The 14,374-nt window shown below is 58.9% G+C and carries 16 protein-coding genes and 2 tRNA genes; 12 read left to right on the top strand and 6 right to left on the bottom strand.

The genetic code is table 11. The features are described 5' to 3' along the window. The first annotated feature begins 148 nt into the window (after nucleotides 1-148). The 8 genes from ACQZ40_RS18305 to sufA all read left to right on the top strand — a co-directional run bounded on the left by ACQZ40_RS18305 (nucleotide 149) and on the right by sufA (nucleotide 7,709). Nucleotides 149-1,318 (top strand): cysteine desulfurase family protein, encoded by a 1,170-nt coding sequence (locus ACQZ40_RS18305; RefSeq protein ID WP_220318710.1) that lies wholly within the window; start codon nucleotides 149-151, stop codon nucleotides 1,316-1,318. A gap of 197 nt (nucleotides 1,319-1,515) precedes the next feature. Continuing rightward, on the top strand, nucleotides 1,516-2,985 hold the full coding sequence (gene sufB, locus ACQZ40_RS18300; protein ID WP_448748411.1) for a Fe-S cluster assembly protein SufB: 1,470 nt from the start codon (nucleotides 1,516-1,518) through the stop codon (nucleotides 2,983-2,985). 58 nt (nucleotides 2,986-3,043) lie between these two features. After that, nucleotides 3,044-3,385 carry a GIY-YIG nuclease family protein gene (locus ACQZ40_RS18295; protein WP_174036131.1) on the top strand — a complete coding sequence of 114 codons (342 nt, stop codon included), beginning with the start codon at nucleotides 3,044-3,046 and terminating at the stop codon, nucleotides 3,383-3,385. A 114-nt stretch (nucleotides 3,386-3,499) separates the two neighbouring features. Next, nucleotides 3,500-4,255 (top strand): Fe-S cluster assembly ATPase SufC, encoded by a 756-nt coding sequence (sufC, locus tag ACQZ40_RS18290; protein ID WP_003522658.1) that lies wholly within the window; start codon nucleotides 3,500-3,502, stop codon nucleotides 4,253-4,255. Nucleotides 4,256-4,279: 24 nt separating this feature from the next. Continuing rightward, on the top strand, nucleotides 4,280-5,551 hold the full coding sequence (gene sufD / locus ACQZ40_RS18285; protein ID WP_142845091.1) for a Fe-S cluster assembly protein SufD: 1,272 nt from the start codon (nucleotides 4,280-4,282) through the stop codon (nucleotides 5,549-5,551). After that, nucleotides 5,544-6,794, top strand: coding sequence for a cysteine desulfurase (locus ACQZ40_RS18280; protein WP_448748410.1), 1,251 nt, complete (start codon nucleotides 5,544-5,546; stop codon nucleotides 6,792-6,794). Before sufD ends, ACQZ40_RS18280 begins: the two co-directional genes overlap by 8 nt. A 36-nt stretch (nucleotides 6,795-6,830) precedes the next feature. Continuing rightward, nucleotides 6,831-7,214, top strand: coding sequence for an SUF system Fe-S cluster assembly protein (locus tag ACQZ40_RS18275; RefSeq protein WP_065655187.1), 384 nt, complete (start codon nucleotides 6,831-6,833; stop codon nucleotides 7,212-7,214). A 105-nt stretch (nucleotides 7,215-7,319) separates the two neighbouring features. Beyond that, on the top strand, nucleotides 7,320-7,709 hold the full coding sequence (sufA, locus tag ACQZ40_RS18270) for a Fe-S cluster assembly scaffold SufA (RefSeq protein ID WP_448748409.1): 390 nt from the start codon (nucleotides 7,320-7,322) through the stop codon (nucleotides 7,707-7,709). A gap of 21 nt (nucleotides 7,710-7,730) precedes the next feature. Here sufA and ACQZ40_RS18265 read toward each other — a convergent pair whose 3' ends face one another. Next, nucleotides 7,731-8,012, bottom strand: a complete 282-nt coding sequence (locus ACQZ40_RS18265; protein WP_065655185.1) for a hypothetical protein — start codon at nucleotides 8,010-8,012, stop codon at nucleotides 7,731-7,733. 376 nt (nucleotides 8,013-8,388) lie between these two features. Between ACQZ40_RS18265 and ACQZ40_RS18260 the strand changes: the two genes are divergently transcribed. Beyond that, entirely contained in the window at nucleotides 8,389-8,916 is a 528-nt protein-coding gene (locus ACQZ40_RS18260; protein ID WP_448748408.1) for a DUF6714 family protein, read from the top strand. Nucleotides 8,917-8,975: 59 nt separating this feature from the next. Here ACQZ40_RS18260 and ACQZ40_RS18255 read toward each other — a convergent pair whose 3' ends face one another. The 3 genes from ACQZ40_RS18255 to ACQZ40_RS18245 are packed head-to-tail and all read right to left on the bottom strand — an operon-like array spanning nucleotide 8,976 to nucleotide 12,206. Continuing rightward, a complete protein-coding gene (locus tag ACQZ40_RS18255; protein WP_065655182.1) occupies nucleotides 8,976-10,184 on the bottom strand; it encodes an ABC transporter permease in 1,209 nt (402 codons plus the stop codon). Continuing rightward, a complete protein-coding gene (locus ACQZ40_RS18250) occupies nucleotides 10,174-10,893 on the bottom strand; it encodes an ABC transporter ATP-binding protein (protein WP_448748407.1) in 720 nt (239 codons plus the stop codon). The genes ACQZ40_RS18255 and ACQZ40_RS18250 overlap by 11 nt, the downstream gene beginning before the upstream one ends. 14 nt (nucleotides 10,894-10,907) lie before the next feature. Further along, the gene (locus ACQZ40_RS18245) at nucleotides 10,908-12,206 is read right to left on the bottom strand and encodes an efflux RND transporter periplasmic adaptor subunit (RefSeq protein WP_448748406.1); all 1,299 of its coding nucleotides are present in this window, start codon (nucleotides 12,204-12,206) and stop codon (nucleotides 10,908-10,910) included. Between the two features lie 237 nt (nucleotides 12,207-12,443). On the opposite strand from ACQZ40_RS18245, the gene ACQZ40_RS18240 reads away from it, so the two are divergent. Both ACQZ40_RS18240 and ACQZ40_RS18235 read left to right on the top strand, forming a co-directional pair. After that, nucleotides 12,444-12,599 carry a hypothetical protein gene (locus ACQZ40_RS18240; protein ID WP_174044532.1) on the top strand — a complete coding sequence of 52 codons (156 nt, stop codon included), beginning with the start codon at nucleotides 12,444-12,446 and terminating at the stop codon, nucleotides 12,597-12,599. Nucleotides 12,600-12,965: 366 nt separating this feature from the next. After that, a complete protein-coding gene (locus ACQZ40_RS18235) occupies nucleotides 12,966-13,427 on the top strand; it encodes a hypothetical protein (protein ID WP_236774877.1) in 462 nt (153 codons plus the stop codon). A 132-nt stretch (nucleotides 13,428-13,559) separates the two neighbouring features. On the opposite strand, the gene ACQZ40_RS18230 is transcribed toward ACQZ40_RS18235, so the two are convergent. Both ACQZ40_RS18230 and ACQZ40_RS18225 read right to left on the bottom strand, forming a co-directional pair. Beyond that, a tRNA-Arg gene (locus ACQZ40_RS18230) sits at nucleotides 13,560-13,636 on the bottom strand. A gap of 48 nt (nucleotides 13,637-13,684) precedes the next feature. Further along, nucleotides 13,685-13,990 (bottom strand): ETC complex I subunit, encoded by a 306-nt coding sequence (locus ACQZ40_RS18225; protein WP_003507982.1) that lies wholly within the window; start codon nucleotides 13,988-13,990, stop codon nucleotides 13,685-13,687. 266 nt (nucleotides 13,991-14,256) lie between these two features. Between ACQZ40_RS18225 and ACQZ40_RS18220 the strand changes: the two genes are divergently transcribed. Further along, a tRNA-Pro gene (locus tag ACQZ40_RS18220) sits at nucleotides 14,257-14,333 on the top strand. Nucleotides 14,334-14,374: the final 41 nt, after the last annotated feature.

Here is a 14,374-nt window from a genome sequence, read left to right as displayed (position 1 = left end):
CTGTGTCATCTTTTCTAGAACGCAGTTTAGAATAATTCGAAACTTTGCGTGTGCTAAAGCACTCGGGTGGTGTCATAAGGCAAGCGCAACTGTAATTTCAAGAAAAATGCGTTTTGGCGCATTGAAGATTGGATGAAGCCTCATCGTCATGACGGTTTTGACGCGGACATATATGGACTGGAACGCGACGGCGCCGCTTTTGCCCGCCGTGCGCGATGTTCTCGTCTCCGCGCTCGATCTTGCCGGCAATCCGTCTTCCGTCCACCGGGAAGGGCGTGCCGCCCGCGCCGCCGTTGAGGGCGCCCGCCGCGAGGTTGCGGCACTTGTTGGCGCTGAGGCTGCCCATGTCACCTTTACCAGCGGCGCGACGGAAGCCGCCAATCTGGTGCTGACACCGGATTTCAGGATGGGGCGCGCTCCAGTGCGCTATGGCCATCTTTATGTTTCAGCCATCGAGCATCCTGCCTTTCGCGAAGGCGGCCGGTTCGGCAAGGCTGACGTTACGGAAATTCCCGTTACGTCAGCGGGCGTCATCGATCTTGCGGCACTTCAGACGCTGCTGTCTTCGCACGATGCTTCCGCCGGCCTGCCGATGGTTGCCTGCATGCTGGTAAACAATGAGACCGGCATCCTCCAGCCGGTGGCGGAAGCGGCGCGGCTGGTGCATGCGGCGGGTGGATTGATGGTCATCGACGCCGTGCAGGCGGCAGGCAGGGTTCCGCTCGATATCAACGCTCTCGATGCCGATTTCCTTGTTGTCTCGTCCCACAAGCTCGGTGGCCCCAAGGGGGCTGGCGCTCTCATCTCGCGCGGCGAGGTGATGATGCCGAAGCCGCTTATTCATGGCGGCGGGCAGGAAAAGGGGCATCGTTCCGGTACGGAAAATACCCTGTCGGTTATCGGTTTTGGCGCCGCTGCCGCTGTTGCTGCCAAGAATCTCGAGGTTGAAGCGGCGCGTCTTGCCGCTCTGCGGGCGCGGCTGGAAGACGGCATGCGAGCGCGCGCGCCGGATGTGATCATCCACGGCGAAGACGTTGCCCGCGTCGGTAATACCACGTTTTTTACCCTGCCGGGCCTGAAGGCGGAAACGGGGCAGATCGCTTTCGATATCGAAGGTATTGCGCTGTCGGCCGGTTCGGCCTGCTCATCCGGCAAGGTGGGGGAAAGCCATGTGCTGACGGCTATGGGGCGTGATCCCAAGCTTGGCGCGCTCCGGATTTCCCTTGGCCATGCGACGGACGAGGCGGACATCGAACGGACGCTTGCGGCGTTTGCGAAAATTGCCGGGCGGCGCAGGCTTTCCGGTCAGGCCGCTTAAAATGCGGCAAAGAATTGCGGAATAGCAATTTTCCGCTTGCCGGGATGTGTGAAAAGCGCCATCCCGCACTTACATGGGTATAAGCTCCGCCCCGCTTAACGGCGCGGTGACATTGCCCGAAGATGGATAAGGCGGCTTTCCGCCTTGATACGTTGACAAGCCACCGGACCTTGGCTCCGGCGAGATTGGAGAACGACATGGCAGCGGTTCAGGAAACGATCGATCAGGTCCGCCAGATCGATGTGGACCAGTATAAATACGGCTTCGAAACCAATATCGAAGTCGACAAGGCCCCGAAGGGCCTTTCGGAAGAGGTGATCCGTTTCATCTCGGCCAAGAAGCAGGAGCCGGAATGGATGCTGGAATGGCGTCTTGAGGCTTACAAGCGCTGGCTGACGATGGAAGAGCCGACCTGGGCGCGCGTCAGCTACCCCAAGATCGACTTCAACGATCTCTATTATTATGCCGCGCCGAAGACCGCGCCCGGCCCGAAGTCGCTCGATGAAGTCGACCCGGAGCTTTTGAAGGTCTATGAGAAGCTCGGTATTCCGCTGAAAGAACAGGAAATCCTCGCCGGCGTCGAAAAGCGCCAGGTCGCCGTGGATGCCGTGTTCGACAGCGTCTCGGTCGTCACCACCTTCAAGGCGGAACTGGCGAAAGCCGGCGTGATTTTCATGTCGATTTCGGAAGCCGTGCGCGAGCATCCGGAACTGGTGAAGAAATATCTGGGCTCTGTCGTTCCGACGACGGACAATTTCTACGCAACGCTGAACTCGGCCGTCTTCACCGACGGTTCCTTCGTCTTCGTGCCGAAGGGTGTGCGGTGCCCGATGGAGCTTTCCACCTATTTCCGCATTAACGAGAAGAACACCGGCCAGTTCGAGCGCACGCTGATCATCGCCGAAGAGGGTGCTTACGTCTCCTATCTGGAAGGCTGCACCGCGCCGCAGCGCGACGAGAACCAGCTTCACGCGGCCGTGGTTGAACTCGTGGCGCTTGATGATGCCGAAATCAAATATTCCACCGTTCAGAACTGGTATCCGGGCGACAAGGACGGCAAGGGCGGCATCTACAACTTCGTGACCAAGCGTGGCGATTGCCGCGGCAACCGTTCGAAGATTTCGTGGACGCAGGTGGAAACCGGTTCGGCGATTACTTGGAAATACCCATCCTGCATCCTGCGCGGTGACGACAGCCGCGGCGAGTTCTATTCGATCGCGGTTTCCAACGGCCATCAGCAGATCGATAGCGGCACCAAGATGATCCATCTCGGCAAGAACACGTCGAGCCGCATCATCGCCAAGGGCATCGCCGCCGGCTTTTCGGAAAACGTCTATCGCGGCCAGGTTTCGGCCCACCGCAAGGCGACCAACACGCGTAACTTCACGCAGTGCGACTCGCTTTTGATCGGCGACAAGTGCGGTGCGCATACGGTGCCCTATATCGAGGCGAAGAACTCCTCCGCGCATTTCGAGCACGAGGCGACGACGTCGAAGATTTCCGAAGACCAGCTGTTCTATTGCCTGCAGCGCGGCATTCCCGAAGAAGCGGCCATCGCACTGATCGTCAACGGTTTCGTCAAGGAAGTCATTCAGGAACTGCCGATGGAATTTGCCGTGGAAGCGCAGAAGCTGATCGGCATTTCGCTGGAAGGGTCCGTGGGTTAACTCTTGCTCGACGTCATCCTCGGGCTTGTCCCGAGGATCTGCTACGTGGGATGCGGCGATGAGCGGTTTCGTCTATATGATGTCCGAAAAGCCGCGAGGTGTGATCTACACCGGTGTCACCAGCGACCTGCCGGGAAGGATATATGAACATCGCACCGCGTCGCAGAAGGGTTATACCGAGAAATACAGGGCAAAGAACCTCGTCTGGTTCGAAACCCATCCAAATATCGTGCTGGCTATCCAGCGGGAGAAATCGTTGAAGCGTTACGTGCGCGAATGGAAAATTCGGTTGATAGAAGAGCTAAATCCAACCTGGATGGACCTTTACGAGCGCATCAACGAAATCGACAACGCCTATCGGCCGCACGAAAATACGCGGAAGTGGGGCGACTACAATTAACGGATTAGATCCTCGGGACAAGCCCGAGGATGACGGATGTGAGAATTGAGAGCGACCCGCAAACAGGGTCTACGAGGCGGTCCTTGAAACCGCACCATGAACAGGAACAATACCATGCTTGAAATCATCGACCTGCACGCAAAGATCGCCGATACCGAAACCGAGATCATCAAGGGTCTCAACCTGAAGGTTGCCGCCGGTGAGGTTGCTGCCATCATGGGGCCGAACGGTTCCGGCAAGTCGACGCTGTCCTACATCCTGTCGGGCCGCGAAGATTATGAAGTCACCTCCGGTGACATTCTCTATAACGGCGAAAGCATTCTGGAACTGGATGCCGCCGAGCGCGCCGCCAAGGGCATTTTCCTTGCTTTCCAGTATCCGGTCGAAATTCCTGGTGTCGCCACCATGCAGTTTCTGAAGGTTGCGATGAATGAGCAGCGCAAGGCGCGCGGCGAGTCCGAGCTGACGACGCCGGACTTCATCCGCCGCGTCAAGGAAGCGGCCGGCGATCTGAAGATCGACATGGAGATGCTGAAGCGTCCGCTGAACGTCGGCTTCTCCGGCGGTGAGAAGAAGCGCGCCGAAATCCTGCAGATGGCGCTCTTGGAGCCGAAGCTCTGCGTTCTCGACGAAACCGATAGCGGCCTCGACATCGACGCCCTGAAGATCGTGGCTGACGGCGTCAACGCGCTGAAGTCGCCGGATCGCGCCACCGTGGTCATCACCCACTATCAGCGCCTGCTCGATTATATCGTGCCTGACAGCGTTCACGTTCTCTACAAGGGCAAGATCATCCGCTCGGGTGACAAGGCTCTTGCGCTGGAACTGGAAAACAACGGTTACGCCGACATCATCGGTGAAGCGGCCTAAGTCAAAGGCCAGGAGGTGATGTCCATGAACATTCAAGCTACCAACCGGCTGACGCCAGCGGAAACCGCGCTGGTCGACGCTTACACCGCCAAGTTCAGCGAATTGCCGGGCGACGGCGCTGTTGTTGCCGCCCGTGACGTGCTGTTCGACGATCTGAAGACCGGCGGTCTTCCGACCCGCCGCATCGAGGCGTGGCACTATACCGATCTGAAGAGCCTGCTGCGCGCCGTCCCGGAAGACCGGCCCGCGCCGGTTATCGAGAAGCAGGCGCCGACGGTTGCCGGTTCTCTGGTTGCCTATGTGCAGCATGGCGCGGCCGATATCGGCAAGATCGAGGACGTCCGTGTTTCGCGCTTTGCAGAAAGCCTGCTCGACGGTTCCGCTGCCGCCGGCCTCGCTGAAGCCAGCAAGGATGACGCGATTGGCCGCATCAATGGCAGCTTCGTGCGCGATGGCCTGGTGCTCGAGATCCCGGCCGATGCCGAGATCGAGAAGCCGATCGAATTGCAGGCGATCCATGGCGCAGGCCAAGTTCACAGCCGCTTCCCGGTCCGTTTCGGCAAGGGTTCCAAGGCAACCGTCATCGAGCGTCACCTTTCGGTGACTGCGGACGCGGCCTTTGTTTCCTCCGTCAGCGACATCGTCGTTGAGGATGGCGCGGAAGTGACCTGGATCATCCTGCAGCAACAGGGTGCAGCCGATATCCATCTTGGCCAGCTGCGCATGAAAATCGGCGCGGACGCCAAGATTCGCCTGTTCATTGTCAATGCCGGCGGCAAGCTGGTGCGGCAGGAACTGCGCATCAATGTGGAAGGCGAGGGCACTGACCTCATCGTTCGCGGCGTCAACCTTCTGGGTGGTGAAACCCATACCGATGTGACGATGGTTCTCGGCCACAACGTGCCGAACACGACCTCGACGGAAGTGTTCCGCAACGTGGTGTTCGACCGTGCAAAGGGCATTTTCCAGGGCATGATCCGGGTGGCACCCGATGCGCAGAAGACCGACGCAAAGATGGCCTGCAATACGCTGCTGATGTCTGACGATGGCGAGTTCTCGGCAAAGCCGGAACTGGAAATCTTCGCAGATGACGTTCAGTGCGGCCATGGTGCGACGGTTGCCGATATCAGCGACAACCATCTCTACTACCTGATGGCACGCGGCGTTCCGCGGGCGAAGGCACGGGCGATGCTCGTCAACGCCTTCGTCGCCGAGATCGTCGAGGAACTGGAAGAAGAAAATCTGGTAGAGGCGCTGGAGACGATCATCTCCGGCTGGCTGGAACATCATGCCTGAGAGCGAACGCGCCGCATTGGCGGCCCCTTATGACATCGAAGCCGTGCGCAAGGATTTTCCGATCCTGTCGCGCGAGGTCTACGGCAAGCCGCTGGTCTATCTCGACAACGGCGCGTCCGCTCAAAAACCGCAGGTGGTGATCGACGCCGTTTCGCATGCCTATGCCAATGAGTATGCGAATGTGCATCGCGGCCTGCATTTCCTCTCCAATGCCGCAACCGACGCCTATGAGGCGGCGCGCGAAAAGGTGCGCCGTTTCCTGAATGCCGGTTCGGTGGACGAGATCATCTTCACCAAATCCTCGACCGAGGCGATCAATACGGTTGCTTACGGTTATGGCATGCCGAAGATCGGCGAGGGCGACGAGATCGTCATTTCGATCATGGAGCATCATTCCAACATCGTGCCGTGGCATTTCATCCGCGAGCGGCAGGGTGCGAAGCTCGTCTGGGTGCCTGTGGATGATGACGGCGCGTTTCATATCGAGGCTTTCGAAAAGAGCCTGACGGAGCGCACCAAGCTCGTTGCCATCACCCATATGTCGAATGCGCTCGGCACTATCGTTCCGGTCAAGGAAATCTGCCGCATTGCGCATGAGCGCGGCATTCCGGTGCTGATTGATGGATCGCAGGGTGCGGTTCACATGCCGGTCGATGTGCGCGATATCGATTGCGACTGGTATGTGATGACCGGCCACAAGCTTTACGGTCCCTCGGGCATCGGCGTGCTCTATGGCAAGGCCGACCGGCTGCGCGAGATGCGGCCGTTCCAGGGCGGCGGGGAGATGATCCTCGACGTTACCGAAGACAATGTCACCTATAACGAGCCGCCGCACCGTTTCGAAGCCGGCACACCACCCATCGTGCAGGCCATCGGTCTTGGTTACGCGCTGGATTACATGAACAATCTCGGCCGCGCCGCGATTGCAGCACACGAGGCTGATCTTGCCGCTTACGCCGCCGAGCGGCTGCGCGAGATCAATTCGTTGCGCATCATCGGCAATGCGCCTGACAAGGGTGGCATCTTCTCCTTCGAACTTGAGGGCATCCATGCCCATGATGTCTCGATGGTGATCGACCGGCGCGGCGTTGCGGTACGTGCGGGCACCCATTGCGCCATGCCGCTCTTGAAACGCTTCGGCGTCACCTCCACATGCCGGGCATCGTTCGGCCTTTACAATACCCGCGCCGAAGTAGACTCTCTTGTCGAGGCGCTGGAATATGCGCGCAAATTTTTCGCCTGATATCGCAGCTTGAAATCAGGATTGAGGTTTAAGACCATGACTGCCGATGCCACTGCAAAGACCCAGGATGCGACCGAAGCTCAGGAAAAGGTGTCCACCATTCCGCCGGACGAGCTTGCACGCCTCAGCGATGACGTAATCGCGGCGCTTAAGACCGTCTACGACCCGGAAATTCCGGCGGATATCTTCGAACTCGGTCTCGTCTACAAGATCGATATCGAAGATGACCGGATGGTCAAAATTGTCATGACGCTGACGGCCCCCGGCTGCCCGGTGGCCGGTGAAATGCCGGGCTGGGTGGAAAATGCCGTCGGCGCCGTCGAAGGTGTTTCCGGTGTCGTGGTCGAAATGACCTTCGATCCGCCGTGGACGCCGGACCGCATGTCGGAAGAAGCACAGGTCGCCGTCGGCTGGTACTGACGTGATTTTGACGGGTGTCATCCCTTGATGACACTCCCAGGCGCTATTAGATTGAAATCCATAAGCATCGAGCCTTGAACTCGATTGTCGAAGGAGAATGGGCACATGGGCTTTGCAATCATGACCATTACCGGGGCTGCTGCCTCGCGCGTTAAAGCAATCGTCGAAAATTCCGGACCGGATGCCAGGGGCGTGCGTGTCGGCATCAAAAAGGGCGGCTGCGCGGGCATGGAATATACCATCGACCTCGTGACCGAGCCGGATGCGAAGGACGATCTGGTGGAGTTCGAAGGCGCGAAGGTCTGGGTTCAGCCTTCCGCCGTGCTTTATCTGCTCGGCACCCAGATGGATTTCGAAGTGACCAAGATGCGCTCCGGTTTCACCTTCAATAATCCGAACCAGACATCCGCCTGCGGCTGCGGTGAATCGGTCGAGCTGAAGCCTGCCGATCTGGCGGCGCTGGCGAAGCAGCGTGAGGCAGAGGCCAACGTTTGATTAGCCGCACTGCATTTCCGATCAGCGGGATGATTGCTGTTTCAGCGTATCGATAAAATCCGCCAGCGGATGAATCGATGGTGTCGTTGTCAACAGCGGCTCAAGAGCGGCCGCGATCATTGCGCAATCCTCCTTGGCAAGCGGCCGAAGGCTCGAAGTGATCTTGTTGTAGTCGGGCGTCCCGCGTGACGCGAGGGAGCGATTGATCACAAACAGCTCCGTCTGTCCGTCAATCCGTTCGACGAAGAGGGCGAGCGAGCCGCCGTCTGCGGCAGCGGCGCTGTCCGATACCGATTTGAACATCCAAACTCCATCCGGTAAACTTGAGGGCGAGCCTATCCGATTGACGCCCTGACGCAAGGTCAGCGCGGATATCGGATATTCTGCGAGGTTTGGCGGTAGGTGCGGAACCGCCCGCCGCCCATGCTGGAAGGCGTTCGGATCGCCGGCGGGATTGATCGTGGGGAGTGAACCGGAATGGACATCAGTAGCGCCTCGATTGATATCTGGACGATAGGGCTGATCGTCGCCAGCGTCGTGGCTGGCCTGACGCTGATTGCCGGTATTGTTTGCCTTGCGTTTTACCGGGAGGAGATAAAGGGATCTGCGGTATCCAAGGGTGATGCGTTGAACAGCCCCCCGCTCGAACGGACCGAGGGTGGAGACTGGCCGACAGCGCATGGTGACGGGAGTGGGGGAGCCCATCATTGAACAGGCAGACGATTTGATGCAGCCGGAACCCGATAATATTTCGAATGCGAAAGCCGCGGTGCGAGAGGCATTCGCGGGTGTTACACTGGGTGGCGGCGTCGGCCTCTCCGAGGCGCAGGCGCTTGACGATTATGCGAACAATGAGGTTCGCGCCGCATGTCGTGCTGGCGATGAGAAGAGTGATTGGTCCGCGATCCCGCTGAAGGACATCAACAGACATTCCGGCAGCCCCGCCTTCCTTGATGCTGAAGGGACGCGATTTCATTTGCCCGCCTATATGATCGCCGATCTCGATGGCGACTACAGGCACGAATTCGCACCCTATTTGCGCGGATGTCAGGAGAAATTTTCCTTACTGACCCCGCTGCAACGGAATGCCGTGGAAATGTATCTCCGCGCCATCAGCGAGAAGGAAAACCTGCCGTCCTGTCAGGACGACATCGCGCGCGCGCTCGAAGAGTGGGTGGATAGTGCACGCTGCCCGGTGAGCGACTAAAGCGGATCGGGTCAATCTCCGGGAAGAGACAAAGCAGGTTGCGGTTTGAACGCCGGCTTTCATTCATGCCGCAAGGCTTCTATCGGGCTCAGGCTCGCCGCCCGTCGTGCCGGGAAATAGCCGAAAATCACCCCGATGGCCGCCGAAAAGGCGAAGGCGAGGAAGATGATCGACGGGCTGGTGACGAAGGGCACGTTGAGATAACCGACGACGGCATAGGCAAGGCCGAGGCCGGTGAGGATGCCGACAAGGCCGCCGAAGGCCGACAGCATGACGGCTTCCACCAGAAACTGCGTCAGCACCTGTTTTTCCAGCGCACCAATGGCAAGGCGAATGCCGATCTCGCGGGTGCGCTCCGTCACCGAAACCAGCATGATATTCATGATACCGATGCCGCCGACCAACAGGCTGACGGCTGCGACGGCACCCAGAAGACCGGTCAGCAGCGTCGTCGTACCGGTCATGGCCGAGGCGATCTGTGTCATGTCGTTGACGGTGAAATCGTCCTCGCGGCCGATGCCGATGCGGCGGCGCTCGCGCAGCAGGTTTTGCAGGTCGCTCTGCACCTTGGCAGTCGATACGCCGTCCTGCGCCGAGACCATGATCGAGGAAATGGTGGTGGTGCCGCCGATGCGCCGCTGATGGATTTTCAGCGGCATGATGATCGTGTCGTCCTGATCGTCGCCGAGGCCGGACTGGCCTTTCCTGCCCAGCACACCGATAACGGGGCAGGAGATGTTGCTGACGCGGATCGTCTGCCCCACCGGGTTTTCCGCACCGAACAGTTCCTGCCGCACCGTTTCGCCGATGATGCAGCCGATCTGGCCGCCGCGATCTTCGGCGGGCTGGAAATCGCGGCCGAGCGCGATAGTCCAGTCCTGCGCGATCAGGTAATCGTTGGTGGTGCCGATGACGCTCGTCTGGTGGTTCTTGCCGCCGAAGATGACGGTTGCGGCAGAGCTGCGGTTTTGCGGAGCGACAGCGCGGATGCCGCTTATCTGGTTGCGGATGGCCTCGACATCGCGGTCATCGAAGCGCTTGGCTTCGGTGCTGGCCCTTCCGGGGCCGAACTGGCCGGGGCGAACGAACAGCATGTTGGTGCCGAGCCGCGAGAGTTCCGATTTCACCTGTTCGGTCGTGCCGTTGCCGATGGTGACCATGGCGATGACGGCGGCCACGCCGATGACGACACCGAGCACGGTGAGGAAGGAGCGCAGCAGGTTGCGACTGATGGCGCGCAGCGCAAGACGCGACGTTTCAAAGAACATCGGCGGTCTCCTTTTTGTCCGTCGCGCTGTCGGAGGCGAGGTGGCCATCGACGAAACGCAGGAGGCGTCCGGCATGGGCGGCGATATCTTCTTCATGGGTGACCATGACCACCGTGATGCCCCTGTCGCGGTTGAGCGCGGTAATCAGTTCCATGATTTCGATGCTGGTCTTCGTATCGAGATTGCCGGTCGGTTCGTCGGCCAGAAGCAAAGCGGGGCGGGTGACGATGGCGCGGGCAATGGCCACGCGCTGCTGCTGGCCGCCGGAAAGCTCCTGCGTGGTGTGGTCCTCGCGGCCTTTCAGGCCCACCTGCGCCAGCGCCTCCATGGCGCGCGCGCGCCGCTCCGAGGCCTTCATGCCGCGATAGATCAACGGTAGCTCGACATTCTCCACCGCCGAGGTGCGCGAGAGAAGGTTGAAGCCCTGAAACACGAAGCCCAGCATATGCCGGCGCAGCAGCGTCAGATGCTCATTATCGAAGCCGCTGGTCTGCACGCCCTGAAACAGGTATTCGCCTGATGTCGGCACATCCAGACAGCCGATGATATTCATCGAGGTGGATTTGCCGGAGCCGGACGGCCCCATGATGGCGACGAATTCCTTCTCATGAATGGAGAGGCTGACGCCATCGAGCGCGCGGATGGTCGCTTCGCCGCGGCCATATTGCTTGACGACATCGCGAAATTCGATAAGCGGCGGCTGTTGCATGGGCTTGTCCTCCGTCAGCCGGCGTTGCGGGCCGTTGCGTCGGTAATCACCTGATCGTCGGCTTTCAACTCGCCCGATTTCACCACGGTATGCTGGCCGTCGGTGGAACCGGTTTCGATGGCGACGGAGACTGGCGTGTTGTTGCGCAGCACCCAGACCGTCCTTTTGGCCTGCGCGGCTTGGCCGGCATCGCGGTTCTGCGAGCGGCCCATGCGCGGCGGGCGGAACAGGCTCATCAGCCCGCCGCCACGGGAGGCGGATTCGCGCGGCGGCGTATAACGAAGCGCGGAATTCGGGACCAGCAGCGTATCCTTGATCTCTTCGACGACGATATTGGCGGTCGCCGTCATGCCGGGGCGCAATAGCAGCTCTTCATTGTCGACGGTCAATATGCCCTTGTAGGTGACCACATTCGACACGGTCTCGGAAGCGAAACGCACGGTCTCGATCTCGGCCGGGAAACTGCGGTCGGGATAGGCATCGACATTAAACGTGGCCTTCTGCCCTGTCTCGACCTTGCCGACATCGGCCTCATCCACGGACACCTGCAATTCCATATGGCGCAGATCGCCTGCGATGGTGAACAGCACCGGGGCGTTGAGCGAGGAGGCGACGGTGGCGCCCGGATCGACGCTGCGGGTGAGGATGACGCCATCGATGGGGGAGACGATCTTCGCCTTGCCGAGATTGACTTCGGCGAGCCTCAGATCCGCTTCCGCCGAAAGCACGGTTGCTTCATTCACCTCCAGCGTCGCAGCGGCGGCATCGTGGGTGAACTGTGCCGCATCCAGATCCTGCTGGCTGGACACACGGTTCTGCACCAGCGATCGCAGGCGCTCCATGGACGTCTTTGCCGAGCCGAGATCGGCGCGCGCCTTCAGCACATTGGCTTTGGCAGAGGCGAGTTTGGCGCGGGCGCTTTGCACATCGGCTTCCAGCTTGTTGGTATCCAGCTCCGCCAATACGTCTCCGGCCTTGACCGGGGTATTATAGGTGACGTTGACCTTGCGCACGGTGCCGGAGAGTTCGCTCGATATATCGACCTGATCCGTTGGTTGAACCGAGCCGGTAGAGGTGACGATGACCGAGAGATCGCCCTGACGCGCCGCTTCCGTGGTATAGCTATAGGCGACGCCTGCCGCACGTGACTGGTAATAATAACCAAGGCCCCCGCCAATCAGCACAAGGGCTGCTGCGGCATAGAGATACCGACGCGACTTTTTCTTGCGGCCGTTTCTGTTTGCTCCCAGAATCTCGCGCAGATCGGGCTGGCTGTTTTCGGTATCGCTGCCACTCTTATTGGCGTCATTCATTCTCGTCACCCGCAAAGTTCAAAATACCACAGAGGGTTGCCGCCGCTCTCCGGTTTGTCCGTCCATCTGTCGCCGTTGTATTCCTCTGATTGTGGGAAGTGACATAGCTTTCCCCAAGGGTGAAGTGAAAACTTGGTAATATTTATGATAGCTCTGGTCTGCTAGAGATAAATCCGGGAAGATCGATGCCATAAACGCGGCTGAGCTTTCAGCAGCGATAGTCAGGACGAAGATAGAATGAACGACAATGTGGTGAAGTTCCGCAAACCGGTGCCGCCGAAGAAGCCACGCGAACCGTTAGGGCCGAAAGCGAAGAAGGCTCTGACGATTGCGGCTGTCATTGCGTTTTTTGTGGCGGTGTGGGGGTATTTCACGTTGATTGGGCAGGGGTAGGCGCGTCTTTCGAGAGCGCATGAACCGCGAATCTGCACGACCGGAAGCGTAGTCACCTCCTGCATCTGGGCGCTTTGCGACAATTGATGCCGCCAGTTATCGTCGGTTATTGAATAGAGCCGCCTCAGCACGGTCATTTAATCTTGATCGATTCCACAGTATTGTTCGGCATAGCATTAGCGCCACGGTCGGGGGGACAAAATGGGGCGGGCGGTTTGGGCTATCGCAGTGGGAGTTTTGGTAAGTCTCGGCGCGTTTATGGTGCTTAGCCTGTTAGGCGTTGGGGTTGGCTGGTGGTTCTTAGACGCAATTGCCCCAACCGTATCCGGTGTGACCAAAAACACGAACACGGGAGAATGGGGGCGAATGCTTCTCTTGCCGTTGTCCATGACCGTAGGCATCGTCTGCGGAGCTCTCGTCTTTGACCCAGGCATGTCCAGCAAGACAGAGGCGATCGTGGTTTCGATCGTGTTTTTTCTTCTCGTATCTGTCTCCGGAATAAACTTCTGGACGAATGACAGCCTGATAAACGTGAACGCTCAGTTGGTGATCGACGCTTTCTTGAGCATTTCTGCTCTGGCCGTCATCATCCTGCTGCTTCGGTGGGAACCAACGCGTCCGACGACGCTGGCTGTCCAGAGAGTTGCGTTATTCCTGATAACTGTCTTTGGGTTCGTCTTGCCCCTATTTTACGGAACAAGCCTATTGCTGCAGGGGATGGGTTTCGAAGGTGAGCTGAAAACGATCTCCGACTTTATCGGCTTCATCTCCGCCGCATTGGGACTGGCTGTGGCAGCCGCGCCAAATCTGTTAGCGAAGCGTAGCTGATCCTCACCCTTGCGACAGGTGTCGGACCTCCTGATGAGGGGCTTATTGCAAACCGAATGAGTCCAGAGGCGCCAGACGCTGAGTTTCGGGGTCCTTGAGATATTCCGGACGTATCTGGCGTTGCAGAAAAGATGGCGACCCCTGCAGGACTCGAACCTGCGACCTACTGCTTAGAAGGCAGTTGCTCTATCCAGTTGAGCTAAGGGGCCGTCATGCCGGGCAATCGATGCTCCGGCAAAAACTTTGATCGTCGTGTTTCAGTGCGTCCAGGGCTGGGTGCGGTTGAAACGGAAATTGTCGGTGTAGGAAACCACCTTGCGGGTCGCTTCCTTCGGCTGGATGACGCGGTATTCGATGCCCTTGCGCTGGGCATAGGCTTCGGCCTGTTCCTGCGTTTCGAATGTCAGCTTGAGCTGCTGCTTCATGTCGGAACTGGAAGTGTAGCCCATGATCGGATCGATCTTGCGCGGAACCTCGGCGTCGAATTCCAGAACCCAGACATTGGTCTTCGCCTTGCCGGATTGCATGGCGGTTTTTGCAGGGCGGTAAATCTTCGCAGACATGTCGAAACTGCTCCGGTTGGACAGCGGGGCGAAACGCCCCGAATTATTCATCACGTACCTGAATAGAATAACCAAATCGTGTCAGGAACGTTGAATTTGAAATGGACTGACTTCAGGTGAGAGTCAAGACGATTATCCCCTTGCCGTCCGATCCTGCGCCGCCGTTTCGAGGTTACGTTTTGCTCATAGGGGTCGTGGCTGAACAAAGATGAATTTCCCTGTTGCGGACTGCGGGTGAACCGTGTATTCCCCAGCCATCGCCTCGGCGGAGTGTAGCGCAGTCTGGTAGCGCATCTGGTTTGGGACCAGAGGGTCGGGAGTTCGAATCTCTCCACTCCGACCATTTTAAAGCAAAACATCAGCTTTCCGGCGTAACTTCTTCCA

Source organism: Agrobacterium sp. 16-172Ci, assembly GCF_053522725.1.
This window is presented reverse-complemented; position numbering and strand designations above follow the sequence as displayed.